Raw genomic sequence first — 25,709 nt, forward strand, 5'->3', positions numbered from 1 at the left:
CATGCAAGACGGAGGCTACCCGGGCTACGGCATGCAAAGTGGAGGCTACCCGGGCTACGGCATGCAAGACGGAGGCTACCCGGGCTACGGCATGCAAAGCGGAGGCTACCCCGGCTACGGCATGCAAAGTGGAGGCTACCCCGGCTACGGCATGCAAAGTGGAGGCTACCCGGGCTACGGTATGCAAAGTGGAGGCTACCCGGGCTACGGCATGCAAAGTGGAGGCTACCCGGGCTACGGCATGCAAAGCGGAGGCTACCCGGGCTACGGCATGCAAGACGGAGGCTATCCGGGATCTGTAAGTTCTCCGAGCTACGGCATGTACCATGAGAATGATGGGAATCCACATCATCAAGAGGATAATCCCCATCATCATGAAGGAAAAGATAATCACCACCATATGGGCCACTGGGGAAAAGACTGCTATAAATAAAGATGATGTAAAAAGGGACACTCTTGCAGACCAAGGGTGTTTTTTATCTTTTAATTGAAATGAAAAAGCTCAGTTGCGTTTTCGGTCATAATCATACCTCCTGCCTCATACCTATTAAGGTCATTGTATTTAAGAAAGGAGGAGCGGGAATGAAGGATATGCAGCCGTTTACGCCTGTTAAATCATACACGCCCTTTCACAGCCGTTTTGATCCCTGTCCGCCCATAGGGAAGAAATATTACAGAACGCCGCCTAATCTCTATATGACCTTTCAGCCTGAGCATATGGAGCAGTTTTCGCCGATGGAGGCTTTAAGGAAAGGCACCCTTTGGAAGGATCTCTATGATTTTTATGAAAACCCTTATCGAGGGGGAGACGCACATGGCAAAAAAGGTTGATGCCGAGTATTACCGTCAGCTTGAGCAAATTCAAGCCGCGGATTTTGTGCTTGTTGAGCTGAGCCTTTATTTAGATACACATCCTCACGATGAAGATGCGCTGAAGCAATTCAATCAATATTCCGGCTATTCAAGGCACTTAAAAAGAAAGTTCGAATCCTCTTACGGACCGCTTTTGCAGTACGGCAACAGCCCCGCGGGCGAGGATTGGGATTGGAATCAAGGGCCTTGGCCGTGGCAAGTATAAGGAGGAATGCCTGAATGTGGGTGTATGAAAAGAAGCTGCAATACCCTGTTAAGGTCAGTACGTGCAATCCGACGCTGGCGAAATATTTGATTGAGCAGTATGGCGGAGCGGACGGCGAGCTGGCCGCGGCTCTCCGTTATTTGAACCAGCGGTATACGATTCCTGATAAAGTCATCGGCCTTTTAACGGATATCGGCACGGAGGAGTTTGCCCATTTGGAAATGATCGCGACCATGGTGTATAAGTTAACTAAAGACGCCACGCCGGAGCAGCTGCGTGAAGCGGGGCTTGGCGAACATTACGTGAATCATGACAGCGCGCTGTTTTATCATAATGCGGCGGGTGTGCCGTTTACAGCGACTTATATTCAGGCGAAGGGCGATCCGATTGCCGATTTATATGAAGACATTGCGGCAGAAGAAAAAGCGCGGGCGACGTATCAATGGCTGATAGATATCTCCGATGATCCTGATTTGAATGATTCCCTGCGTTTTTTGCGTGAGCGTGAAATTGTGCATTCCATGCGCTTCAGAGAAGCGGTTGAAATTTTAAAAGAAGAGCGGGATAAAAAGAAGTTTTTCTAACGGGCAGCCGGGCCTCTCTTTCATGCACCCCTTTTACATACAGAGAAAATGTCTGTTTTTGCTGGAAGGTCTGCATTATAATCAAGGTGTGTGCAAGCTTACTTTTGGATTGGGAGGCCTTTATGTCATCTTTTAAGATTACGAATGAAACACTAGCTGATGGAATTTGCGCGTGTCCGGCCGTGTATGAGGATGCAGAATCGATTACCGGGCTGCTCGTCCGAACAGCTGAATGGCTCCGGGATCGGGGCTCTAACCAATGGAGCGGACTGCTGGAAGGGCAAGATACACACGATATCATGGGTTCAATTGAAAATGGACATGTGTTTGTGTTTAAAAAAGGTGAAGAGCTTGCGGCTGTCGTGATGCTGCTGCCGGAACCGAGCGAGTGGGATCAGACGCTTTGGGGAGACGATGGGCATGGGGCGTCCATTTATTTGCATCGTCTGGCGGTCAGCCGCCGGTTTGCGGGACAAGGACTTGGGGCGCGCGTTCTTCATTGGGCGGAGACGGCTATTTACTATCCGGGGAAAACACGGATTCGGCTTGACTGTGTCGCTGATAATGACGCCTTACACTCGTTTTATCGGCGTATGGGATATGAGTTCATGGGTGCTGATGCATCCGGTTATCATTTATTTGAGAAAGAGCTTGCGGCAGAATAAGCGTCCTTTACAGGAGGCTTTTTTGTCTTTTTCTAAAAAGGGGGGACATGGGATGGGGTCACTTGTTTTTGTGATAGGGATCGTAACGGCTTGTCTGTTCGCTAGCGTATCCGTTTTTGTACGGGGGAAGCTTCCTGACAAAAGGTGGCCGGAATGGATATTGGCCGGGCTGATTGTCCTTGGTGTGCTTGCCATCTGGTACAGCCTCGTGTATGTACGCGGCTGGGAGGGGGCTGCGCTCGGCATGCTTGGATTTCAGGTCATTTGCGGAGCTATTGCTGGATATTTGATCGAAAAGGCCATTCAGCGATACAGGAAAAGATAAGGGCGTCTGCTGTCTCAAAAGATGTCGAATTTTTCACGGGGCGGCAGGAATTTTCTTTCGAAAAGAGAAATACATATTACTTTAAAATGAAAGCGTTTTCTGAATCGGGAAGGTGATGTTAATGATACACAGTGTGACGAATGGGCTGAATCGTTTTTGTACGTGGGTGATGAGACTAGCTTATTTGAATGTGCTTTGGCTCTTGTTTTCTCTTGCGGGTCTGGTTGTGTTTGGGCTGTTGCCCGCTACCGCCGCGATGTTTTCAGTGGCGAGAGAATGGGCGAAGGGGAACACGGATGCACCGGTGTTTTCTGTCTTTTTTCGGGCGTTTCAAAAGGAGTGGAGGGCATCGCAGCTTCTCGGGCTCATGCTTGTGACGGCCGGCCTGTTTCTGTTTGCGGATATGCGGATTGCGGCTCAGATGAATCAGCCTGTGCTCGTCAATGTGTTCCTGAGCATCAGCTTGATTTTCGCGTTTGTTGTGCTGTACGTGTTTCCGGTGTTTTCTCATTTTGATGTGAAAATCAGGGAAGTGCTGAGCATCAGTTTTTTGATTGCCTTCAGCCGTCCGGCGGTGACGCTCATGATGGCGGCGGGCGCTGTCGGTGTGTTGTTTCTCGTGCTTTTTCATGTTGTGTTTCTGCTGTTTTTCAGCGGGAGTTTACTTAGCCTGATCTTAACGAAGCTATCCTTTAAAGCGTTTCGGTCAATGGATCAGCGTCAGGAAAAAGAAAAGGCGGCATGAAAAAAAGAGTCGCGGGCTGGTACAGACGGATGAAGATTAAGGATAAGCTGTTTGTGTTTCTATCTTTGATTATGGCCGTGTCCTTTCTGTTTGTATACAGCGGGGTGCAGTACGCCTTTCATGTGTATGATGAGCAGATTTACCGCAAGTCGTCGGAGGTGCTGCGGATGTCTTCTGAAAGGATCGAAGACGAGCTGAAAAAGATAGAGGATGTGTCATATGAAATCATTACGAACGAACAGATTCAGCGCATCCTGAGCATGCAAAATCGTGATGATACGTACGATCAGTATCAAATGAAGCAGGAGCTGTGGGATCAGCTGGCGGAATATGCCGGCGATGAAAAGTACATCGATTCCATTCATTTGATTGACGCCCGCGGCTCAGAGTATTCAGCCGGAAGCAGTTCCTCAGATCTTTTGAAGCAGCAGCAGAAAGAGGTGTTTACACGAGCCAAAGCGAAAAATGGAAGAAATCTTTGGATGACGCTCGGCGGTTCAGATCCTGTCCTCATTTCAGCGCGGCAGATCAGATCCTATCATCAGCTGAGTTTGAACGGTTTGGGCATGGTGCTGATTCAAGTCAAGGTGAAACAGATGATTCGTGATTTGCCAAAGGATTGGGGCGATGCGGTCGGAGACATCATGATCGCCGACCAAGGCGGGAATTTGGTGTACTCGGCACATGCTTCGGTGTTGGCGTCCGAGGCGGCAAAGGAGACGCTGAAGCACCCTGGTTATGACCTGATAAAAAAGAATGGCAAACGTTACTTTATTTCTTTCCTTCAATCATCCTATCAAAATTGGAGCTACTATAACGTCATCCCCTTTGATCAGATGTTCGAAAAAATTTCCTTTATGAAAACGGTGATCGGCACGTGTTTTCTCCTGTTTTTCTGTGCGGTTTTGCTTTTCGGAAGAAAAATCGCCAACAGCATCACGGAGCCGATTGAGCAGCTTGTGTCCGCGATGAAATCGGTGCAGGACGGCGGCATTGAGGCTGGGGTATCGCTTTCTCTGCCGGAACATACACAGGATGAGGCCGGCATGCTGAACCGCCATTTTACTGTCATGATGAAACGGATTAACGAGCTTATGGAAGAAAATGTGGAAAAGCAGCTCATCATTAAAGAAACCGAATTGAAGGCACTGCAAGCCCAGATCAACCCGCACTTTTTATATAATACGCTCGAGTCCATCAATTGGCTGGCAAAGGCGAATCAGCAAAAGCAAATTTCAAAAATGGTGGAATCGCTCGGCTTTCTGCTGCGAAACAGCATTCATATGAAAAAAGATACAGTGACCATTCAGGAGGAGGCGGACATCGTTCTTCACTATATGACCATTCAGCGGTTTCGATTTGAAGAGCGCCTGAATTTTACTTTGGATATCGACGAAGAAGTAAAGCATTGCCTTATTCCGAAACTGACGCTTCAGCCGCTGGTTGAAAATGCGATTCAATACGCGCTTGAGCCCTTCACCAGGCCGTGCGCCATCCGCCTTCAGGCGAAAAAAATGAAGAACTGTGCCTGTATTACGGTCGAAGATAACGGTCCCGGCATGGATGAACAGATGCTCGAAACATCGGGCGGAAGAGGAATCGGGCTTTGGAATATTCGTGAACGCATCAAGCTGACATTCGGAGAGCCGTACGGCTTGCGCATTCATAGTGAGCAAGACAAGGGAACGAGGATTGTGATCACAATACCGTGCCGAAATGAGGTGGCGTGATGTATAAGATACTGCTGGCTGATGATGAGAGGATTATTCTTGACGGAATGGCGGGAATCATTGAGTGGGAGGCGCTTGGCGCTTCATTGATCGGCAAAGCGCAGAACGGGAATGAAGCGTATGACAAGATCTTAAGCAAGCAGCCGGATATTGTCATTACAGACGTGAAAATGCCCGGTATGGACGGGCTTGAGCTGATTAAGAAGGTGTCAGTCGCCAGTCCGTCGGTTCAATTTATCGTCTTATCCGGGTTTGGAGAGTTTGAGTACGCGAAGGAAGCCATGAAATACGGGGTAAAGCATTATTTGCTGAAGCCCTGCAATGAACAGCAGATTATCAGCTCGCTGGAGGAGATCATGGCCGAGCTGAAGCAGTTCGATGTGCGGAAAAAGAGAACCGCTCATCTGAAGCATGAGCTCGATCATATCCGTTCCTTTGCCGCCGATCAATACTTGGAGGGCTTGATCGCCGGTGTAGCCCAGCTGTCACCGCTGCCTTCACTTGCCGGAAAAAAGGTACGCCTCCTGATTTTAAAAGGAGAACAACCTGTTGATGCCGGGGCTAGAGAGACATTCGGTTCGGCGCTGACAGCGGTTTGCAGCAGCGGAGAATGGACGGTGCTCGCCGTGGAGGAAAACGCCGCTGAAAAGGCGGCGGACGTTTTCGGGGACGATCGGATGGCAATCAGCCAGGCGGGAGAACTCCGGCACGCGGGGCAGCTGTTTCGGGACACCATCGAAACGTCTGGTGACCTGCACGGGAGCGCAGTGATTTCAAAAATGATCAGGCTTGTTGCCGATGAGCTCGGAAATCCGAATCTGTCCTTAAAATGGGCGGCGAAGGATATGCTGTTTATGAATCCTGATTATCTGGGAAAATTATTTAAACAGGAAACAGGCGAGAAATTTTCCCAATACGTGACGCGAGTGCGTCTTGAACATGCGATGAAGCAGATGAAAATCAGGCGGGACGCGAGTGTCTCAGAAATCGCGGAAGAAATCGGGTTTGGCGATAATCCGAAGTATTTCAGTCTCGTCTTTAAAAAATATACCGGTCTGACACCGTCAGAATTCAGAAAAAAACAGGGAGGCGCTTCCGCAGGATAGCCATCTCTGTTTTTTTTACTTTCCCCACTGTTTTTTGAGTGTTTCGCCCTAACTGAACGCTTTAAAATAAAATGTAAGCACTTACATTAAAGGGGGGATTGGTTTGAAGAAGATTTGCTACGTGCTGCTGTCGCTTGTCTGCGTCTTTTTTTTCAGCGGATGTTCCGCGGGTGAAGAGGCATCGGGGAAAAAAGAAGACATTACGCTCAGAATCGCATGGTGGGGCGGGCAGCCAAGGCATGATTATACAACGAAGGTAATTGAACTTTACGAAAAAAAGAATCCGCACGTCCATATTGACGCAGAATTTGCGAACTGGGATGATTACTGGAAAAAGCTTGCGCCGATGTCTGCCGCCGGCCAGCTTCCCGATGTCATTCAAATGGATACCGCTTATTTGGCACAATACGGCAAGAAGAACCAGCTGGAAGATTTAACGCCGTATACAAAGGATGGAACGATTGATGTCAGTTCAATCGACGAGAATATGCTGTCGGGCGGAAAAATTGACAATAAGCTCTATGGGTTTACGCTGGGCGTCAACGTGCTGTCTGTGATTGCCAATGATGATTTGCTGAAGAAAGCCGGTGCGTCCGTCAATCAGGAAAACTGGACGTGGGAGGATTACGAGAAGCTGGCGTATGATCTTCAAGAACAAGCCGGCGTCTACGGCTCCAACGGCATGCATCCGCCTGATATTTTCTTCCCTTATTATTTGCGCACGAAGGGTGAGCGTTTTTATAAAGAAGACGGCACAGGCCTCGCGTATCAGGATGATCAGCTGTTTGTCGATTATTTTGAACGGCAGCTGAGGCTGGTGAAAGCGAAAACATCTCCAACGCCCGATGAAAGCGCACAGATTAAAGGGATGGAGGACGACTTTATCGTCAAAGGCAAGTCGGCGATTACGTGGAACTACTCCAATCAATATTTGGGTTTTGCCCAGCTGACAGACTCGCCGCTGTCTCTTTATTTGCCGCCGGAGCAAATGAAGGAAAAGGCGCTGACGCTGAAGCCGAGTATGCTGTTTTCGATTCCGAAAAGCTCTGAGCATAAAAAAGAGGCCGCGAAGTTTATTGATTTCTTCGTGAATAATGATGAAGCGAATCAGCTGATTAAAGGCGAGCGGGGTGTGCCGGTATCCGACAAAGTGGCGGATGCGATTAAACCAAAGCTGAATGAGGAAGAAGCCAATATCGTTGAATATGTAGAAACCGCTTCAAAACACATCAGCAAAGCCGATCCGCCGGAGCCCGTGGGAAGCGCGGAGGTCATCAAGCTGCTGAAGGATACGTCTGATCAAATTCTGTTTCAGAAGGTATCGCCGGAAAAAGCCGCCAAAACGTTCCGGAAGCAGGCCAATGACATTTTAGAGAGGAATAATTGACGGGAAATGGGGCTGACGCAATGAAAAAAAGCCGGAGTATGAGAAAAGACAATCTGGCGGGATACGCTTTTATTTCTCCGTTTATTATCGGGTTCCTTTGTTTTACGGTGATTCCGATGGGAGCGTCCCTGTTTCTGTCCTTCACAAGCTATGACTTGTTTACGGCGCCGAAATGGATCGGGCTCGATAACTACAAGGAAATGTTTACGGGTGACGAAAAGTATTGGCAGTCGCTGAAGGTGACGTTTACGTATGTGCTTGCCGGGGTTCCGCTCCGCCTCGGCTTCGCGCTTTTTATCGCTGTCATTTTAAACAATGCATCAAAAGGAACGGCCATTTACAGAACGCTCTTTTATCTGCCTTCGATCATCGGCGGGAGCGTGGCCGTGGCGATTATGTGGCGCAATATTTTTGGCAATGACGGGGTCATCAATGCGCTGCTGTTTTTTGTGGGGATTGATCAAAAAATTCTTTGGTATCAGGACCCGACAAGTGCGCTGTGGACATTGATTTTGCTGTCCATCTGGCAGTTCGGGTCATCGATGCTGATTTTTCTGGCCGGCCTGAAAAACATTCCGTCTTCGTATTTGGAAGCGGCCAGTGTGGACGGGGCAAATCGGGTGCAGCGTTTCTTTCAAATTACGCTTCCGATTCTCACGCCGATTATCTTCTTTAATCTAGTGATGCAGACGATTTCTGCTTTTATGACGTTTACACCTGCCTATATCATTTCAAAGGGAGAGGGCGGGCCGCTTGACGGGACGCTTTTATATTCGCTTTATTTGTTCCAGCGGGCGTTTAACTATTTTCAAATGGGCTACGCATCGGCGATGGCGTGGGTCATGCTGATCATTGTCGGGCTGATTACGCTGATTTTGTTTAAGACATCGGCCTATTGGGTTCATTACGAGTCAAAGGAGGAATGACGGATGGAGCCGGTCAACCAGCCTGTCAGAGAAGCCCCGGTTTTTGAGAGAAAAAAAGCCGGACGCGTCAGGCTCAAGCGCATACTGTTCCATGTTTTTACGGCATCGCTGGCGGTGTTATTGCTGTACCCGGTCATTTGGCTGTTTGTCAGCTCGTTTAAGGAAAGCTCCAGTATTTTTACAACCTCTCATTCTCTCATTCCCGACCCTTTTATTCTCAGCAACTATGCGGAAGGATGGAAGGGCATTGCGGGGCAGCCGTTTCTGACCTTTATTAAAAACTCGGCGATCATTGTCGGGCTGTCCACAATCGGCGCCGTCCTGTCATCGGCTGTCATTGCATACGGATTTGCGCGCATCCCGTTTAAGGGAAAAGCGTTTTGGTTCGTCTGCATGATGGGGACGTTAATGCTGCCGCATGAAGTGCTGATGATTCCGCAGTATATTTTGTTTGCGAAATTAGGCTGGCTGAATTCTTTTAAACCGATTGTCGTTCCGCCATTTTTCGGGCATGCGTTTTTTATTTTTCTGATGATCCAGTTTATCCGGACGATTCCCGAGGAGTTGGATGAAGCGGCGAGAATCGACGGATGCGGGCGCTTTGCCTGCTTTTGGCGGATTATTCTGCCGCTGATTGCCCCAGCGCTTGCGACGTCTGCGATTTTCTCCTTCTATTGGAAGTGGGAGGAGCTGATTCAGCCGCTTTTGTACTTGAATAAACCTGAGCTTTACTCTGTTTCACTCGCGCTGAAGCTTTTCCTCGATACGGAATCAGCTTCGAACTGGGGCGCGATGTTTGCCATGTCGGCTGTCTCGTTATTGCCTGTGATTCTTGTCTTCTTTTTGTTTCAGAAATATATCGTTCAGGGCATTAGTACGACCGGATTAAAATAAAAGGAGTGTTGCAGATGGCACAGCTTATCTTTGATGAAGAAAAGGTTACATCCGTGATTGACCGAATTGTGAAACGGACATTTCAAATGGATTTTGCATGGGATTGGCCGGGCGGCGTGGCGTTTTACGGTGTGGCGGAGGCGTATGAAGCGACGGAAAACGAGGAATATATCAATCTGTTAAAAACGTGGGTTGATGAACAGCTTGAGGATGGGCTGCCGCTGCTTTCGATCAACGGAGTTTCCATCGGCCATACGCTTTTGTTTCTCCACAAGGTGACGGGTGATCACGTGTATTTGGAAACGGCGGGTGAGATGGCGGAATATGTGCTGCATAAGGCGCCGCGCTTTGGCGAGGGGATCCTTCAGCATACGGTTAATTCGACGGAATACGTGTTTCCTGAGCAGGCATGGGCGGACACGCTGATGATGGCAGGGCTGTTTATGCTGAGAATCGGGCGGGTGATGGAGCGTGAGGATTATTTTGAAGATGGTCTGCGCCAGTTCCACGGACATGAAGATGTGCTTCAGGACCCTGTCACGAATTTGTACTACCACGCCTGGGACAACAAAGCGCAAAATCATCTGTCGGGGATTTATTGGGGCAGGGCGAACGGCTGGGCCGCACTTACGATGGCGAAGGCGCTTCCGCTCATTGAGGTGACGCATCCTTCTTTTATGATCATTGACGGCTCGCTCAGAGACCAGCTGAGCGCGCTCGTCCGGCTGCAGGATGAATCAGGGCTCTGGCACACCATTTTGGATGATCCGGATTCGTATCTCGAGGTTTCGGCTTCGGCGGGGATTGCATCTGCTCTTTTGCCGAACGGAAAGCTGTATACAAAATACGCGCAGAAATCGCTTGCCGCCATTTTGGATGCGGTGGAAGAGGACGGACGGGTCAGCAAGGTATCGGCCGGAACAGCCGTCATGAAAAATGCCGAAGGATACAAACAGGTGCCTTACAAACGAATACAAGGATGGGGACAGGGACTTGCGCTGACTTTTCTTGCTGATGTGCTAAGAACGAAAAAACGCGTGTATCAGTAAAGCGGCGGCGGGGGGAAAGGGATGAAAAAACAGCCTCAACAGAAGGAACGGGTTTCACGCTGGAAGGGAACGTATTTCAAAAGAAACTTTGTCTTCATTTTGCTGATTGCCTGTATTCCCGGATTGCTGACTGGCGGCGCTATCTATTTTCTTTCGATCGACAAGGTGGAGAAGGAACTGCAGAGGTCGCATGAAACACAGGTGGCGCGTGAAGTCAGCCGGATGGATGAAAAGCTGGGAGTGCTGGAGCTGACTCTCACCCAGATGGCGTACGATTCTTCGCTGATGAATGGATTGGAAGAGAAGGATTTGGAGAAAGATTATACGTTCTCCTATCAATTAACGAAAAAGCTGTTTCTTTTACGGGACCAGCAGCCGCTGATCGAGCAGGCTTCCATCTTTCTGAACAGCCCCCGGCCTCTTGTGCTGAGCCCTGAATACAGCGCTTTGACAGAACAGGAGACGCTTCGCAAGTATCGCTCGCTGCTTGCCTCGGACAACAGTATTTATTGGAACCGATCCGGAAATCAAGCGATGCTGATCCAGCTCATTCCGGGTTCGGCGGAGAAACCGTTCGGCGCGATCATGCTGGCGGTTGATCCGTTAGAAATGGAGTCGATCCTGCAAAGCTTGTCCCCTTATCCTGAGGGCAGTGCGCTGCTTCTGGACCAAAATCGGGAAGTGCTTTTTCAGGAAGGAGAAAAGGATTTAGAAAAGACTTTAATTGAAGAGATAAAAAAACAGCCGGACGAGAAAGGGCATTTTCAGATGGAATGGGGCGGCACGTTGTATTCCGTCTCCTTTGGAGAAATGAACCGCATGCATCAGCAGTGGACCTTTGTGTCAGCGGCGCCTCTTTCAGCCATTACAGCGCCGATGGTGTTTTTATCAAAAGTGATCATCGTCATGCTTGGCATTTGCATCGGCTTAGCGGTGTGCATGACGTGGTACGCAGCAAAAAAAATCTATCGCCCCATTCAGCATTTGCTTGGCTTGTTTACCGGGGGAGAGAAGAAAACATGGCAGGTGTCCGGGCAGGATGAATTCAAGTGGATTGAAAAGCGATGGCATGACCTATCCCTTGAAAGCCGGAAGCTTCAGGAGCAGCTCCTGCGGCAGACGCCCCATATGAAAAAGAGTTTTTTGCAGCACCTCTTGCAGGGCGATTTTTACTATGACAACGAGGCAAGTCTCAGATCACGGATGGAGGAGGCTGGATGGAACATCGGAGAAAACGTGTTTCAGGTGCTTGATCTTCAGGTGACAGGGCTCCGTTGTGAAACAAGCATCTTCCGCGCCGGTGATGAACAGCTCGCTGTATTTACCCTGACCAATCTGGCCGAGGAGCTTGCGGCAAAACGCTGTTTTCAGCCCTCCATTCTTCATATCGGCCGGCTTTCCGTCACCGTGCTTGTGATGAAAACAAACAGAGCTGATCTGAGGGCGTACGTAACGGAGCTTGCACACCAATTTGACGATCTCACCGGATTACACCTGACCGGGACGATGAGCAGGAAGACGGAGCTCGTCGCGGAAATCCGTTCTTTATATCAGGATGTGAAAAGCGGAAAATCCCACAGGCGGTTTGCCAACCGGCATCAGGTGATTGATTTACAGGCCGGCTTCCCTCAGGATGAGCAGTCCGCCCCTTATTACCCTTTTGAGCTGGAAAAACAAATTGTTCGGGCCATCCGTCTGGAAAGAAAACAGGAAGCCGAGGACCTGATACGTGTCTGCATGGAGGAACTGGCGGAAAAGGCGGGCATAGACAGACATGTGCACTCCGCCCTGATTCAAGTGTTTTCCCGCATTCAGGAGGATATTCTGCATTCCGGGCTCAATCCGAGCGAACTGTTTCAGCATCGGGATCTGCTTCTGGAGGTTTCAGAATTGCGCGAATCCGGTGAAGCGGCGGCCTGGCTGATGGATGCTGTCGTTACACCATATCTTTCCAAGCTTGAGGGCAGAAAAAACAGACAGGAAAAGCAGCTGGCGGAACGTGTGATGGCCATGATTCATGAACAGTATATGGCGGATCTTTCGCTGGAAAGCTGTGCCGATGCGCTTGGCATGAATTCATACACGTTAAGCAAGGCATTTAAGCAAGTAACCGGCATTAATTTTATTGATTATGTGACCCAAATCAGAATTGAAAAGGCGAAAGAGCTGCTGGTGAATACGAATAAGAAAATTCTTGACGTGTCAGAAGAAGTCGGCTACCGACACAATTACTTTAACCGGATTTTTAAAAAACAGGTCGGCGTGCCGCCGGGTGTCTTCAGGCAAATGTATCAGGAAACGCCGTGAAAGGAGAGGGCATGTGATGGAAAAAGCGATTCAAGTGTTTTTAGCGGGGGATTCCACCGTGAGTGACTGCCCGCCTCATGAAGCGCCTATGGCGGGGTGGGGGCAGGTATTCGGGCAATTGTTTTCTAAAGATGTGAAGGTGCGCAATCACGCCAAAGGAGGAGCGAGCACCAATTCTTTTGTGGAGGAAGGAAGGCTTCAGGCGATTGCTGACCGTATCATGCCAGGCGATTATTTGTTTATTCAATTCGGCCACAATGACCAGAAACCGCGGGGGACGCAGCCGTACTCTACGTTTCAGCAGTTTCTCACCCTGTTTGCAGATACGGCACGCGAAAAGGGAGCGCATCCTGTGTTCGTCACATCAGTGCAGCGCCGCCGCTTTGATGAAAACGGGCGGATCGAGCATACGCTTGACGAATATCCTGATGCGATGAAAGCACTGGCAAAGGAGCTTGCTGTGCCCGTGATCGATCTGCTGGCGAAAACAAAGGTGCTGTATGAAGCATACGGACCGGAGGAGTCGAAGCGATTGTTCGTTTGGCTTCAGCCGAATGAACATCCGAATTATCCGGAAGGCATTGCGGACAATACGCATTTTTCGGAAGAAGGGGCGATGGAGGTTGCGAAGCTTGTGGCAGAAGGCATTGAGGAACTCGGCCTTCCGCTGAAGGACCATCTCGTGAGCCGGGAGGGAAAAGAATATGTATAAGGAAGGCGCGTGCCTGTACCGCAATCCGCTCCGGTCAGCAAGCGATGTGAAGGATTGGCGGATGGAGGGGGGCGGACAGATTTCATTTGACGATCGCCGCTTGCACCTGTCGCATGTTCAGGACGAAGCACACTTTGTCTATTGGTGCCCGGAAACCTTTCCGGACGGCATCATTGTGACGTGGGATTTCTCGCCGATTGAGCAGCCTGGACTTTGTATGCTGTTTTTTTCCGCTGCGGGGATTGGAGGCGAGGATTTGTTTGATCCAAGTCTCAAGAAAAGAACGGGAAAGTACCCTGAATATCATTCAGGAGACATCAACGCGCTCCACCTGTCGTATTTCCGCAGAAAATACGCGGAAGAAAGAGCGTTCCGCACCTGCAATTTAAGAAAAAGCCGCGGTTTCCACCTCGCCGCGATGGGAGCTGACCCGCTGCCTTCTCCAGACGACGCTGATTCTCCGTATCAGATGAAGCTCATCAAAGACAAAGGCTATGTGCACTTTTCAATCAATGATCTGCCCATTCTTGAGTGGACGGACGACGGCAGCGCACATGGGCCTGTGTTAACAAAAGGAAAAATCGGGCTCCGGCAGATGGCGCCCATGAAGGCGGCTTATCGAGATTTTGCCGTGCACCAAGCGGTGAGAAGATGAAAACAACGGTAACGGATGCGCTTTACGCAGGATGCGAAGCGGTGGTGAAAATCGCGTGGCTCAACGGGTTATGGCTGTTGTTTACGCTTTTGGGCGGGATTCTTTTCGGCTGGGCGCCGAGCACAGCCGCGATGTGTGCGGTCATACGAAAATGGCTGATGGGGCAAAAGGATGTCCCGGTGTTTCCGTTATTTTTCGATATCTACAAAAAAGAATTTCTCAAGGTCAATGCGATCGGATTGGCGTTTGCGGCTCTTTTGCTCATATTGTCCGCGAATTATCATTATTTTTCTGCCAGTACGGATTGGCTGTCCTTTGCCGTAACAAGCTGCACGCTGCTTGCTGGGTTTTTGTATATCATTGCCTTAATGTATGTGTTTCCCCTTTACGTGCACTACCAGCTCCCGCTTCGTAAATATATTCCGCAAGCGCTGCTGTATGGCGCCATGCGGCCGCTGACGACCGGCTGTATGCTGATCGGGTGCGGATTTGTCCTTTATTTGCTGTATACGCTCCCGGGCCTGATCCCCTTTTACGGCCCTTGTTTATTTGGGCTTGTGTCGATGTTTTTTGCTTTCAGGGGGTTTCAAAAGACGGAGGCCCAGCACCGCCAAGCCGGGTAACAAAAAAGTGACCATTTCGCAAAAGAGTGCAGTGTCTGAATAAGGCGGATGCAAAAAAGTGAAATTGAAGGCAGCTCATACAGCGCATAAAATCCAATTTGAGTAAGCGCTTACAAATGAATGAGAAGGAGCTGTCTGATGAATACACGAAGGAAACGCATGTTTACCGCTGTGATGTTGCTGGTCTTGTTGGTGATGGGGGCCTCTGTATGTCCTGTGAAAGCTGAAGGGGCAGCGCGGCAGATGGAAGGGCTGAACCGGGGGCTTGTGGCAGTCAAGACGGACGGCGGCATTTTTGTCAGCTGGCGGTTTCTTGGCACTGAAAATGCATCTGTTTTGTTCAATGTGTACAGAGACGGGCAAAAGCTGAATGCCGCACCTGTCAAAAGCACGAACTATGTGGATCAAAACGGATCGGCGGCCTCCACGTATACGATTCGGGCTATCGTAAACGGAACCGAACAGGCGGCTTCTGAAAAAGCCTCCGTATGGGCGCAGCCGTATCATTCCGTCCGGCTGGATAAACCGGCTGGCGGCACGTCGCCAAAGGGTGAAGCTTACACGTACAGCGCCAATGACGCCAGTGTTGGCGATGTGGATGGCGACGGGCAATATGAGCTGATCCTGAAATGGGACCCGTCTAATTCAAAGGACAACTCACAGGATGGCTATACGGGTGACGTGCTGATTGACGCGTATAAACTGGATGGAACGAAGCTATGGCGGATTAATCTCGGCAAAAACATCAGAGCGGGAGCGCACTACACCCAGTTTATGGTGTATGACCTTGATGGTGACGGAAAAGCGGAAGTGGCGATGAAAACGGCGGACGGGACAAAAGACGGCACGGGCAAAGTAATTGGAAATGCCAATGCTGATTACAGAAATGAACAGGGGCGTGTGCTTTCAGGCTCTGAATATCTCACTGTGTTTCAAGGTGCAACCGGGAAAGAGCTTGTCACAACAAATTTTGAACCGGCCCGCGGCAATGTGTCAGATTGGGGAGACAGCTACGGCAACCGGGTGGACCGGTTTCTAGCCGGGATTGCCTACCTCGACGGACAGCGGCCGAGTCTGATTATGACTAGAGGGTATTATGCCAAAACCATGCTTGTCGCCTATAACTTCAGAGACGGAAAGCTGTCAAAGCTATGGACGCTCGATTCTTCGAAGTCGGGAAATGAAGCGTTTGCCGGACAGGGGAATCACAGCCTGAGCATTGCGGATGTTGACGGAGACGGAAAAGATGAGATCATTTTTGGCTCAATGGCTGTTGATCATGACGGCAAAGGCATGTATTCGACTGGCTTAGGCCACGGGGATGCCCTCCATACCGGGGATCTTGATCCGAGCCGGCCGGGTCTTGAGGTGTTTCAGGTGCATGAGGATAAAAACGCAAAATACGGCTTATCCTTCCGTGATGCGGCAACCGGGAAAATCCTTTGGGGTGTTTATGCCGGCAAGGATGTAGGCCGGGGCATGGCTGCTGATATTGACCCGCGTTATCCGGGACAGGAAGTGTGGGCGAACGGTTCTCTTTACACAGCGAAAGGGGTCAAAATCGGAAGCAGTGTTCCGTCCTCGACCAACTTCGGCATTTGGTGGGACGGCGACTTGCTGCGGGAACAGCTGGACAGTAACCGAATCGATAAGTGGGATTATCAAAACGGCGTATCGAAAAATATTTTGACTGCTTCAGGGGCGGCCGCCAACAATGGCACAAAAGCAACACCGGCGCTGCAGGCTGATCTGCTCGGTGACTGGCGTGAGGAAGTTGTGTGGCGAACGGAGGACAGCAGTGCGCTGCGCATTTACACGACGACCATTCCGACTGAGCACAGGCTGTACACGCTGATGCACGATCCTGTGTACCGGCTTGGCATCGCCTGGCAAAATGTCGCGTATAACCAGCCGCCGCACACAAGCTTCTTTTTAGGAGACGGCATGGCGGAACAGCCAAAACCGAATATGTATACGCCTTAACAGAAAGGGGGAAGGAACGGGCTGCGCACAGCCCGTTCCCATTAAAATGAAACCAAAAATGAGGCAGATGGAATACTTGACCAGAGGTTTAATTGCGGTCAAGACAGAGCAGGGCGTGTTTGTCAGCTGGCGTTTTCTCGGAACCGATCATGAGACGACGGCTTTTCACCTTTATCGGGACGGAAAGCGGATCACCCGCGAGCCGATCGCGGACAGCACGAATTTTCTTGATCAAAACGGGACGGCGGACGCTGTTTATCAGGTGGCGGCCGTCAATAAAGGACGGGAAGAAAAGCGCTCCAAAGAAGCTCCAGTCTGGATGGAAAATGTCCTAGAGGTTCCGCTTAACAAACCGGAAGGCGGTGTGACGCCGGACGGAAAGCCGTATACCTACAGCGCCAATGATGCCAGTGTCGGGGATGTGGACGGGGATGGAGAATATGAAATCATCTTGAAGTGGGACCCGTCCAATTCCAAAGACAACGCCCATGACGGATATACCGGGGACGTTCTCATAGATGCCTATAAACTGGACGGCACCTTTTTGTGGCGCATCGACCTCGGCAGAAACATTAGAGCGGGCGCGCATTATACCCAGTTTATGGTGTATGACCTGGACGGTGACGGAAAAGCAGAAATCGCCATGAAAACAGCCGACGGCACAACAGACGGGAAAGGAAACGTCATTGGCGATAAACATGCCGATTTTAGGAACGAACAGGGCAGAATCCTGTCCGGTCCGGAATATTTGACGGTGTTTAAAGGAGAAACCGGTGAAGCGATCACGACCGTGGAATATGAACCGCCCCGCGGCAAGCTGGAAGATTGGGGAGATGGCTACGGCAACCGGATGGACCGTTTTCTCGCCGGAATCGCTTATTTGGACGGGGAGCGGCCGAGCCTCGTGATGGCGCGCGGCTACTATACGAGAGCGGTGCTCGCGGCATACGATTTCAGAAACGGAAGGCTGAAAAAACGCTGGATATTTGACTCCAATCAGCCGGGCCATGAAGCGTACGCAGGGCAGGGGAACCACAGCTTGAGCGTGGCGGACGTTGACGGAGACGGGAAGGATGAAATCATTTACGGCGCCATGGCGGTTGATCATGACGGCACAGGCTTGTATACAACGGGGCTCGGACACGGAGACGCGATGCATGTAGGGGATCTGGATCCGTCCCGAAAAGGGCTTGAAGTGTTTCAGGTGCATGAGGATGCCTCGAAGCCGTACGGACTGTCGCTGCGTGATGCCGGAACCGGCGAGATTTTGTGGGGCGTTCATGCCGGAACTGATGTCGGCAGGGGCATGGCGGCTCATATCGACCCAAACTACAAAGGCTCGCTCGTCTGGGGAATCGACCCGCCGGGCAATAACGGAATGTCATACGGCCTTTTTACCAGTAAAGGAGAAAAAATCAGCGACAAAGCGCCCGCCTCAGCCAATTTCGCCATTTGGTGGGACGGCGACTTGGTCAGGGAACTGCTCGATCATGACTGGGACGGAACGATCGGCAGGCCGAAGATTGAAAAATGGGATGCTGAAAACCGCTGTCTGAAAACAATTTTTCAGCCGGCCGGCGTGCTGTCTAACAACTGGACAAAAGGAAACCCTGTTCTTCAGGCCAACCTGTTCGGAGATTGGCGGGAAGAAGTGATATGGAGAACGGAGGACAGCAGCGCGCTCCGCATCTATACATCGACACATCTCACCGGCCACCGCTTGTACACGCTCATGCATGACCCGGTTTACCGGCTCGGCATCGCCTGGCAGAATACCGCCTACAACCAGCCGCCGCATACGGGCTTTTATCTTGGAACGGGAATGAAAAAACCGCCGAAGCCCGCCCTGTACACAGCGGGAAGCAAAACGGAGACGCGGCTATAGGAGGAACGTATCGTATATAAAGCAAAAGCTGGTCGCTTTGAAAGGATGGCGTACGGGCAGGTTCAGGCGTTGCACGCACCGGTTTTCTGACCATGATCGAAATCATATTAAAACAAAAAAAACGAGGGGGAATGAGGAATGGCAAATCATATTTATCTTGCCGGTGATTCGACGGTTCAAAGGTATGGAGACAGCACAAATCAAGGGGGCTGGGGACAGTTTCTCGGCTCGCATCTGCCGGAGCATATTCAGGTGATCAACAGAGCGATCGGGGGAAGAAGCTCGAAAACATTTGTGGAAGAAGGCAGGCTTCAGGCGATTCTGGATGTGATTGAGCCGGGTGACTGGCTGTTTGTGCAGATGGGCCATAATGACGCGTCGAAAAATAAGCCGGAGCGCTACACCGAGCCTTATACCACCTATAAACAATATTTAAAGCAGTATATCGCAGGCGCGCGGGAAAAAGGCGCCCAGCCGCTGCTCATCACCCCTGTAGCCCGCTTTCATTACGAAAACGGCGTGTTTTTGAACGACTTTCTTGATTATTGCATTGCCATGAAACAGACGGCTGCTGAGGAGAATGTCCAGCTCATTGATCTCATGGAGAAAAGCCTCGCTTTCTTTACCGAGAAGGGTGAGGAAAAGGTGTACACCTATTTTATGGTATCGGAAGGAATAAACGATTACACACACTTTACAAAAAAAGGCGCAAATGAAATGGCCAAACTCGTGGCAAAAGGCATCAAGGAGCTCGGCCTGCCATTGACAGAATCGATCATCAAAGAAGGGTGAAGAATGTGAGGAGAAAACTGTATCATGGCGCTTGCTATTACCCGGAATTATGGAATGAGGAAACGATTCAGCAGGATATTGATAAGATGCGTGAAGTTGGCGTGAATGTTGTGCGGATCGGCGAGTTTGCCTGGTCTGTCATGGAGCCGGAAGAAGGGAAAATTGACGTCGGTTTTTTCAAAGAGATCATCACCCGGCTGTATGACAACGGCATCGAAACGATCATGTGCACGCCGACGCCTACACCGCCGATTTGGCTGTCTCACGGCCGGCCGGAGCGCATGCATGTAAATGAAAAAAGAGAGGCCATGGGGCATGGCTCCCGTCAGCATGCTTGTACAAACAACCCGTATTTCCGAAAAAAAGCCGCCATGATTACCACAAGCATCGCCAAGGAGCTTGGCGAGCTCCCGGGCCTGATCGGCTGGCAGCTAGACAATGAGTTTAAATGCCATGTTGCTGCATGCATGTGTGAGACGTGCTTGCACTTATGGCATGACTGGCTCAGAAACCGCTATGGCGTGATTGAGCGGTTAAACGAGACATGGGGAACCGATGTGTGGAGCGAAACGTACCAGGCGTTTGAGCAGGTTCCGCAGCCGGGGCCGGCCCCGTTTCTGCATCACGCCTCTCTAAGCACAATGTATCAGCTGTTTTCGATGGAGATGATCGCTTCATTTGCGGATGAACAGGCCAAAATCATCCGCTGTTATTCGGATGCGCCGGTCACGCATAACAGCTCTGTCATGTTCAGCGTGGACAATGAGCGGATCTTTCAGAATCTCGATTTTGCCTCCTATGATACGTACGCTTCGCAGGAAAACGCCTCCGCCTTTTTACTGAACTGTGATTTGTGGAGGAATTTGAAACAAGGGCGCCCGTTCTGGATTTTAGAAACGAGTCCGTCATATGCCGCTTCGCTTGAAAGCTCCGCTTTTCCGCATGCTGATGGGTATTTACAGGCCGAAGCCGTATCTTCCTACGCCTTAGGGAGCGATGGCTTTTGCTATTGGCTGTGGCGCCAGCAGCGTTCAGGAAGCGAGATTTCACACGGTTCGGTTCTCAGTGCCTGGGGTGAGCCGGCTGTTGGTTACCAGAATGTGCTGGCGGTCGAGCGGGCAAGAAAGAAGATCGAATCAATTATTCTATCGACAGAACCTGTTCAAGCCGAGGCGGCGATGACATACTCCGACAGAGCAAAAGCTTTTATCAAAACAGAGCCTCATCGGGGGCTCCAGCACCGTTCGCTTGTGACGCATTTTTATGAGCGTATGCTCCATACTGGGATTCACCGTGACCTTATTCCGGAAGGCGTTCCGCTGGACGGCTACCGCCTGCTGTTTACGCCATTTGTGCCGTATCTGTCTTCCGAATTTATCAACAAAGCTTTGGCATTCGCTGAAGCGGGAGGCATCTGGATCGCCGGGCCGCTGACAGGCGGGCGCACAAATGAGCATACGATTCATACGGATTGCGGGCTTGGAGAACTTGAGAAAACAGCCGGGATCAAAACGCTATATACCTTTCCAATGAACGAGAACGTGAATACAGGAAAAGCGTTTGGCATCACTGCGCCGCTCGGGCTGTGGAGTGCGGTGTTTGATACAGAGAGCGGAAGCACGCTTGGCACGGTTGAATCAGGACCTGGAGCAGGCCATGCGTTTCTGACAGAACGGAAACTCGGCAAAGGGAAAATTGTCATGCTTGGATCGCTTCCATCCGGTCAAGAAGGGGATGCGATGCTGGAAGCGCTCGTCAGGCATTACGCAGCGGAAGCAGCCATCTCCGTTCGGTCGGATGTGACACCCGGCACGATCGTTGCCCCGCGCAAAGGGGATCACGGCATGGTGTGGATCATCGTCAATATGGATGGAGAAGGCGGAAGCGTGACACTGCCTGAAGCGGGAACGGATCTGTTGACGAACCGTTCGGCGAAAGCGGGGAGGCTGGCGGTCGGACCGCATGAATACCATGTGATTCAGTTTGACAATCACAGCTGATTCTTTGCATTGAATCAGCTTTTTTCTATGGAGGGAGAGAACTGATGAAAAAGATCAAATGGTTATCAAAGCAGCCGAAGGTGACAAGCGGTGTAACGTGGGGCGTGCCATGGAAAAAAGGAGAATTGAAAAAAGGTGACCCTCTGGCGCTTGTGAATGAAAAGGCGGAAAGCCAATTTGTGCAAAGCGAACCGTCGGCCTATTGGCCGGACGGGAGCATCAAGTGGACGAAGCACGCGGCGGTGTTCGGCGGACAGGAACATCAAAGCTTTACAGTGCAAATAGAAGAAGCCCCGCAGCCAATAGAAACCCTCAGCATCAATGAGTCAGAGCATGACATGCAAGTGGATACAGGAACGCTCGTCTGTACCATCCATAAAACAGGCTCCGATCTCATTCAATCATTGCAGATCAACGGAAAGCCGATCGCCGCAGGCGGGAGGCTCGTTGCCATAAGAGAAACGAGACGGGAGTCGGCGGCGGAAACGGTTCTTTTTCAGGAAGCGTCTATCAGCCTCATCAAACGTGCGGTGATTGAGAAGCAAGGCCCTGTCAAAGCGGTGATCAAAATAGAGGGTGTGCATATCCTTCAAAAAACAAATGAGGAATGGCTGCCGTTTGTGGTCAGATTGACGTTTTATGCCGGGCTTTCTGAGATCGGCATCGTGCACTCGCAGCTGATCGACAGAAATGGCAAACAAGAATTCATTAAAGGGCTCGGCATCGTGTTTGATCTTTTTTTGGAAGGGGAGCCGTACAACCGCCATTTCCGTTTTGCGGGAGAGAAAGGGATGTATAAAGAACCCGCCCAGCTGTTTGGCACACGTAAATTCAATGAACGGTATCCGCTTTATCAAAAGCAAATCAATGGCGAAACGCTGTCACCAAGTGAAGAGCATAAAGAATGGTTTGCTCACGGCACACAGAACGCGGTTTGGAATGATGTCAAAATCGTTCAGGATTCCAGCGATCATTACAGCCTGTCAAAACGGACCGGAAAAGACTATGCGTGGGTCGGCATGCTGCATGGCAGCCGGGCGAAGGGGCTCTTCTATGCGGGCGGCGAAAATGGCGGCATGGCTCTCGGCCTGCGGTATTTCTTTGAAAAATATCCGTCAGCACTGGAAATCAAAGGTCTCGCCAGCGGCCATCCAAAAATGACCGTCTGGCTTTGGCCCCCGGACGGAGAAGCGATGGATTTACGGCATTATACAGGAAACACCTATGTGGCCAGCGCTTATGAAGGCTTTGATGAAATGCGTTCTGACCCGACCGGCATTGCCAACACAAATGAAATCAGCCTGTCGTGTTTTTCGCGCATGCCGTCTGAGGATGCCCTCAATGCGCTCGCTGACAAATGGCAAGCGCCGCCGCTGCTTGTATGCGAGCCGGACGTCTATTACGAGTCAAAAACGCTAGGGGTTTGGAGTGTCATCGACACCTCCCATCCGCTCAAAAAAGAACTGGAAGAACAGCTCGACGCTGCCTTTCAATTTTACAAAAAGGAAGTAGAGCAGCGCAGGTGGTACGGGTTTTGGCATTATGGCGATGTCATGCATACGTATGATCCGATCCGGCATATGTGGCGCTATGATCTGGGCGGATACGCATGGCAAAACAATGAGCTCGTTCCGACCTTATGGCTGTGGCAGGCGTTTTTCCGCTCAGGCCGTGAGGATATCTACCGCATGGCAGAAGCCATGACCCGCCACACGAGCGAAACGGACAGCTTTCATCTCGGTGAATATGCGGGTCTTGGCTCACGGCATAACGTTGTGCATTGGGGATGCGGCTGCAAGGAAGCGAGGATCAGCATGGCCGGGCTTTATAAATTCTATTATTATTTGACAGGAGATGAGCGGACGGGAGATTTGTTGACAGAAGTGAAGGACGCCGATTACGCCCTCGTCAAAACAGATCCGATGCGCGCTTTTTACGAGCAAGGCAAGCATCCGACCCACGCCAGAACGGGACCTGACTGGGCGGCGTTTTGCTCGAACTGGCTGGCGGAATGGGAGCGAACCGGGAATCCAGATTATCTCAAGAAAATCCAAACGGGCATCAGCTGTCTGAAGCGGCTGCCGCTCCGCTTATTATCCGGCCCGACATTCGAATATGATCCGGCGACCTCGATGCTTCATCATATGGGCGACGGCATAGCGGGCGGATATCATATGATCATTGCCTTCGGTGCGCCGCAAGTGTGGATGGAGCTGGCTGAGCTTCTTGATGATCGGGAATGGGAGGAAATGCTGAGTGAATTCGGCGAATTTTACACACTCAGTGATGAAGAAAAACGGAAACAAAGCGGAGGAGCGCTTCATGACGGGCATTTTCACTGGCCGATGTTCGCCGCTGCCATGACAGCCTATGCAGCGAGAAACAAACAGGATCAGAATCTCGCCGCCAAAGCGTGGAATCTTTTGCTTGATAATAAGCTGAGCCATACGCCGCTTCCGATCCAACCAGAGCGCATTGAGACATGGACGCAGCTGGAAGAGCTCCCGTGGGTGACAACCAACACCGTCTCTCAATGGTGTTTAAACGTCATTGCGGCGCTGGAATTAATCGGAGATGCCCTTCCGGCAAAAAAAGAGACATCCGGCAAAAAAGGATAACAGCCGGAATTTCATAGGAGAATTGGTGCAAAAAATGAAGATTGCAAGAATTTATGTAAGCGCTTTATATTAGGAGGGGCAAAGGGGAATTGCAAAATGAGAAAAAGGGGGACTTACGCATCATGAAAAATAGAATACGAAAAAAATGGCTGGCCTTGCCGCTCGCTGCCATGCTGATCGCCGGATGCAGCAATTCGGAAACATCCAATTCAGCAAGCGGCTCGAAAGACACGATCAAAATCATGGCGCCGCTCTTATCGCCGGAAAGCCCGAGTGAAAAGAGCCCTTCATTAAAAGCGCTCGAAAAATACACAGGAAAAGAGATTAAGGTCACATGGGTGCCTGATTCATCCTACAACGACAAGTTCAACATCGTCATGGCCTCCGGAGAGATGCCTCATGCGATTGTGATTAAAGATAAGTCAGCCGGCTTTATCAAGTCTGTCAAAGCAGGGGCATTTTGGGAGCTGTCTCCTTATTTAAAAGACTACAAGAATTTAAGCCAGGCAGATGAAAAGATTTTGAAGAACAGCTCTGTGAACGGCGAGGTGTACGGAATCTACAGAACGAGGGACCTGATCAGAGCGTGTATGATCATCAGAACCGACTGGCTTGAAAATGTCGGTTTGGAAATGCCGGAAACGCTTGATGATTTCTATGAAGTGCTGAAAGCTTTTAAGGAAAAAGATCCTGACGGTAACGGCAAGGATGATACGTACGGTATGGTCGTCCCGAAATGGATGGGGCTCGGCAATGGAAGCCCGTGGGATGTTCTGCAAATCTGGTTCGGCGCACCGAACCGTTACGGCGTTGAAAATGGAAAGCTCATTCCTGATTTTACAACGAAGGAGTACATGGATGCGCTCAAGTTCTTTAAAAAGCTTTATGATGAGGGCTTGATCAATAAGGACTTTGCGGTCATGGATTCAGCGAAGTGGAATGATCCGGTTGTGAAAGGAAAAGCGGGTGTCATCGTTGATACCGGCTCCAGAGCGTCTCAAATCCAAAGCGCGATGGAGGAGGCGGATGAGTCGAACAAGGATGTGATTGACATCGTCGGCTCGCTTGAGGGGCCGAATGGCAAGCGCACCTTCCCGACATCCGGCTATTCAGGGATGATCACGATACCAAAATCAAGCGTCAAAACCGAAAAAGAGCTGAAAGAGGTGCTGTCCTTCCTGGATAAAATAAATGATAAGGAAGCGCAGATTCTCACGAACAACGGAGTGGAAGGCCGCAATTATGAGCTCAAGGACGGCGTATTCACCTCGCTTGAAAAAAACAACAAATCCCTTCTTTATGAGCATGAAGGCTTGGCGCAGTTCAGCATGTCGATTCCGAAAAGCGAGTATTACATCGAAGACCAGAAAACAAAGCTCTTTCAGCATCGCAAGGACATCATCACCGAAGGAGAAAAAATAGCCGTCTTTAACCCGGCTGAGTCGCTTGTATCTGATGTCTATACCCAAAAAGGAGCCCAGCTTGACAACATCATTCTCGACGCGAGAACGCAATTTATCATCGGAGAAATTGATGAAAAAGGATTCGGGGATGCGGTGGAGCTTTGGGAAAAAAGCGGCGGCAATGAACTGATGAAGGACTTGAACAAATTGTATCAATCGACAAAATAAACCGATGCGCCTGC

The 25,709-nt window shown here is 50.4% G+C and carries 23 protein-coding genes; all 23 read left to right on the forward strand.

What is annotated here, in order from left to right; genetic code table 11:
* Position 1 precedes the first annotated feature (1 nt).
* Positions 2-433 (forward strand): spore coat protein, encoded by a 432-nt coding sequence (locus ABZM97_RS03890; RefSeq protein WP_367387480.1) that lies wholly within the window; start codon positions 2-4, stop codon positions 431-433.
* Positions 434-582: 149 nt separating this feature from the next.
* Positions 583-831 (forward strand): spore coat-associated protein CotJA, encoded by a 249-nt coding sequence (gene cotJA / locus ABZM97_RS03895; RefSeq protein WP_003219489.1) that lies wholly within the window; start codon positions 583-585, stop codon positions 829-831.
* Complete coding sequence (gene cotJB / locus ABZM97_RS03900; RefSeq protein ID WP_010329138.1) at positions 815-1,078, forward strand: spore coat protein CotJB; 264 nt, start codon at positions 815-817, stop codon at positions 1,076-1,078. The genes cotJA and cotJB overlap by 17 nt, the downstream gene beginning before the upstream one ends.
* A 14-nt stretch (positions 1,079-1,092) precedes the next feature.
* Positions 1,093-1,662 carry a spore coat protein CotJC gene (cotJC, locus tag ABZM97_RS03905; protein ID WP_087992477.1) on the forward strand — a complete coding sequence of 190 codons (570 nt, stop codon included), beginning with the start codon at positions 1,093-1,095 and terminating at the stop codon, positions 1,660-1,662.
* Positions 1,663-1,784: 122 nt separating this feature from the next.
* Positions 1,785-2,327, forward strand: a complete 543-nt coding sequence (locus tag ABZM97_RS03910) for a GNAT family N-acetyltransferase (protein ID WP_367387241.1) — start codon at positions 1,785-1,787, stop codon at positions 2,325-2,327.
* A 22-nt stretch (positions 2,328-2,349) separates the two neighbouring features.
* Positions 2,350-2,652, forward strand: a complete 303-nt coding sequence (locus ABZM97_RS03915) for a YesK-like family protein (protein ID WP_087992479.1) — start codon at positions 2,350-2,352, stop codon at positions 2,650-2,652.
* A gap of 115 nt (positions 2,653-2,767) precedes the next feature.
* Positions 2,768-3,397 carry a YesL family protein gene (locus tag ABZM97_RS03920; RefSeq protein WP_087992480.1) on the forward strand — a complete coding sequence of 210 codons (630 nt, stop codon included), beginning with the start codon at positions 2,768-2,770 and terminating at the stop codon, positions 3,395-3,397.
* Positions 3,394-5,127 (forward strand): sensor histidine kinase, encoded by a 1,734-nt coding sequence (locus tag ABZM97_RS03925; RefSeq protein ID WP_087992481.1) that lies wholly within the window; start codon positions 3,394-3,396, stop codon positions 5,125-5,127. Before ABZM97_RS03920 ends, ABZM97_RS03925 begins: the two co-directional genes overlap by 4 nt.
* Positions 5,127-6,233, forward strand: a complete 1,107-nt coding sequence (locus ABZM97_RS03930) for a response regulator (protein WP_367387242.1) — start codon at positions 5,127-5,129, stop codon at positions 6,231-6,233. Before ABZM97_RS03925 ends, ABZM97_RS03930 begins: the two co-directional genes overlap by 1 nt.
* 103 nt (positions 6,234-6,336) lie before the next feature.
* Entirely contained in the window at positions 6,337-7,620 is a 1,284-nt protein-coding gene (locus tag ABZM97_RS03935; protein WP_087992483.1) for an ABC transporter substrate-binding protein, read from the forward strand.
* The gene (locus ABZM97_RS03940; RefSeq protein ID WP_087992484.1) at positions 7,617-8,546 is read left to right on the forward strand and encodes a carbohydrate ABC transporter permease; all 930 of its coding nucleotides are present in this window, start codon (positions 7,617-7,619) and stop codon (positions 8,544-8,546) included. The genes ABZM97_RS03935 and ABZM97_RS03940 overlap by 4 nt, the downstream gene beginning before the upstream one ends.
* 3 nt (positions 8,547-8,549) lie before the next feature.
* Positions 8,550-9,440 carry a carbohydrate ABC transporter permease gene (locus ABZM97_RS03945; RefSeq protein WP_253268899.1) on the forward strand — a complete coding sequence of 297 codons (891 nt, stop codon included), beginning with the start codon at positions 8,550-8,552 and terminating at the stop codon, positions 9,438-9,440.
* A gap of 14 nt (positions 9,441-9,454) precedes the next feature.
* The gene (yesR, locus tag ABZM97_RS03950; RefSeq protein ID WP_087992486.1) at positions 9,455-10,489 is read left to right on the forward strand and encodes a rhamnogalacturonyl hydrolase YesR; all 1,035 of its coding nucleotides are present in this window, start codon (positions 9,455-9,457) and stop codon (positions 10,487-10,489) included.
* A gap of 21 nt (positions 10,490-10,510) precedes the next feature.
* Positions 10,511-12,796, forward strand: coding sequence for an AraC family transcriptional regulator (locus tag ABZM97_RS03955; RefSeq protein WP_367387243.1), 2,286 nt, complete (start codon positions 10,511-10,513; stop codon positions 12,794-12,796).
* Between the two features lie 13 nt (positions 12,797-12,809).
* Entirely contained in the window at positions 12,810-13,508 is a 699-nt protein-coding gene (locus ABZM97_RS03960) for a rhamnogalacturonan acetylesterase (protein WP_087992488.1), read from the forward strand.
* A complete protein-coding gene (locus tag ABZM97_RS03965) occupies positions 13,501-14,163 on the forward strand; it encodes a YesU family protein (RefSeq protein WP_087992489.1) in 663 nt (220 codons plus the stop codon). The genes ABZM97_RS03960 and ABZM97_RS03965 overlap by 8 nt, the downstream gene beginning before the upstream one ends.
* The gene (locus ABZM97_RS03970; RefSeq protein WP_087992490.1) at positions 14,160-14,786 is read left to right on the forward strand and encodes a YesL family protein; all 627 of its coding nucleotides are present in this window, start codon (positions 14,160-14,162) and stop codon (positions 14,784-14,786) included. The genes ABZM97_RS03965 and ABZM97_RS03970 overlap by 4 nt, the downstream gene beginning before the upstream one ends.
* Before the next feature lie 120 nt (positions 14,787-14,906).
* Positions 14,907-16,769 carry a rhamnogalacturonan lyase gene (gene rhgW, locus ABZM97_RS03975; RefSeq protein ID WP_087992491.1) on the forward strand — a complete coding sequence of 621 codons (1,863 nt, stop codon included), beginning with the start codon at positions 14,907-14,909 and terminating at the stop codon, positions 16,767-16,769.
* A 46-nt stretch (positions 16,770-16,815) separates the two neighbouring features.
* Positions 16,816-18,654, forward strand: a complete 1,839-nt coding sequence (locus tag ABZM97_RS03980; RefSeq protein WP_087992492.1) for a rhamnogalacturonan lyase — start codon at positions 16,816-16,818, stop codon at positions 18,652-18,654.
* Between the two features lie 138 nt (positions 18,655-18,792).
* Positions 18,793-19,446, forward strand: a complete 654-nt coding sequence (locus tag ABZM97_RS03985; RefSeq protein WP_087992493.1) for a rhamnogalacturonan acetylesterase — start codon at positions 18,793-18,795, stop codon at positions 19,444-19,446.
* 5 nt (positions 19,447-19,451) lie between these two features.
* The gene (locus ABZM97_RS03990) at positions 19,452-21,446 is read left to right on the forward strand and encodes a beta-galactosidase (RefSeq protein WP_367387244.1); all 1,995 of its coding nucleotides are present in this window, start codon (positions 19,452-19,454) and stop codon (positions 21,444-21,446) included.
* Positions 21,447-21,490: 44 nt separating this feature from the next.
* Positions 21,491-24,064 carry a hypothetical protein gene (locus ABZM97_RS03995; protein WP_367387245.1) on the forward strand — a complete coding sequence of 858 codons (2,574 nt, stop codon included), beginning with the start codon at positions 21,491-21,493 and terminating at the stop codon, positions 24,062-24,064.
* Positions 24,065-24,186: 122 nt separating this feature from the next.
* Entirely contained in the window at positions 24,187-25,695 is a 1,509-nt protein-coding gene (locus tag ABZM97_RS04000) for an extracellular solute-binding protein (RefSeq protein WP_087992636.1), read from the forward strand.
* Positions 25,696-25,709 lie beyond the last annotated feature (14 nt).

This window comes from Bacillus vallismortis (assembly GCF_040784915.1).
GTDB classification, from domain to species: domain Bacteria; phylum Bacillota; class Bacilli; order Bacillales; family Bacillaceae; genus Bacillus; species Bacillus subtilis_G.

Excerpts from the sequence above, each read along its gene's own strand:
- ABZM97_RS03890 (WP_367387480.1), top strand. The coding sequence starts at position 2 with ATGCAAGACGGAGGCTACCCGGGCTACGGCATGCAAAGTGGAGGCTAC.
- cotJA (WP_003219489.1), top strand. The coding sequence starts at position 583 with ATGAAGGATATGCAGCCGTTTACGCCTGTTAAATCATACACGCCCTTT.
- cotJB (WP_010329138.1), top strand. The coding sequence starts at position 815 with ATGGCAAAAAAGGTTGATGCCGAGTATTACCGTCAGCTTGAGCAAATT.
- cotJC (WP_087992477.1), top strand. The coding sequence starts at position 1,093 with ATGTGGGTGTATGAAAAGAAGCTGCAATACCCTGTTAAGGTCAGTACG.
- ABZM97_RS03910 (WP_367387241.1), top strand. The coding sequence starts at position 1,785 with ATGTCATCTTTTAAGATTACGAATGAAACACTAGCTGATGGAATTTGC.
- ABZM97_RS03920 (WP_087992480.1), top strand. The coding sequence starts at position 2,768 with ATGTTAATGATACACAGTGTGACGAATGGGCTGAATCGTTTTTGTACG.
- ABZM97_RS03925 (WP_087992481.1), top strand. The coding sequence starts at position 3,394 with ATGAAAAAAAGAGTCGCGGGCTGGTACAGACGGATGAAGATTAAGGAT.
- ABZM97_RS03930 (WP_367387242.1), top strand. The coding sequence starts at position 5,127 with ATGTATAAGATACTGCTGGCTGATGATGAGAGGATTATTCTTGACGGA.
- ABZM97_RS03945 (WP_253268899.1), top strand. The coding sequence starts at position 8,550 with ATGGAGCCGGTCAACCAGCCTGTCAGAGAAGCCCCGGTTTTTGAGAGA.
- yesR (WP_087992486.1), top strand. The coding sequence starts at position 9,455 with ATGGCACAGCTTATCTTTGATGAAGAAAAGGTTACATCCGTGATTGAC.
- ABZM97_RS03955 (WP_367387243.1), top strand. The coding sequence starts at position 10,511 with ATGAAAAAACAGCCTCAACAGAAGGAACGGGTTTCACGCTGGAAGGGA.
- ABZM97_RS03965 (WP_087992489.1), top strand. The coding sequence starts at position 13,501 with ATGTATAAGGAAGGCGCGTGCCTGTACCGCAATCCGCTCCGGTCAGCA.
- ABZM97_RS03970 (WP_087992490.1), top strand. The coding sequence starts at position 14,160 with ATGAAAACAACGGTAACGGATGCGCTTTACGCAGGATGCGAAGCGGTG.
- rhgW (WP_087992491.1), top strand. The coding sequence starts at position 14,907 with ATGAGAAGGAGCTGTCTGATGAATACACGAAGGAAACGCATGTTTACC.
- ABZM97_RS03980 (WP_087992492.1), top strand. The coding sequence starts at position 16,816 with ATGAAACCAAAAATGAGGCAGATGGAATACTTGACCAGAGGTTTAATT.
- ABZM97_RS03985 (WP_087992493.1), top strand. The coding sequence starts at position 18,793 with ATGGCAAATCATATTTATCTTGCCGGTGATTCGACGGTTCAAAGGTAT.
- ABZM97_RS03995 (WP_367387245.1), top strand. The coding sequence starts at position 21,491 with ATGAAAAAGATCAAATGGTTATCAAAGCAGCCGAAGGTGACAAGCGGT.
- ABZM97_RS04000 (WP_087992636.1), top strand. The coding sequence starts at position 24,187 with ATGAAAAATAGAATACGAAAAAAATGGCTGGCCTTGCCGCTCGCTGCC.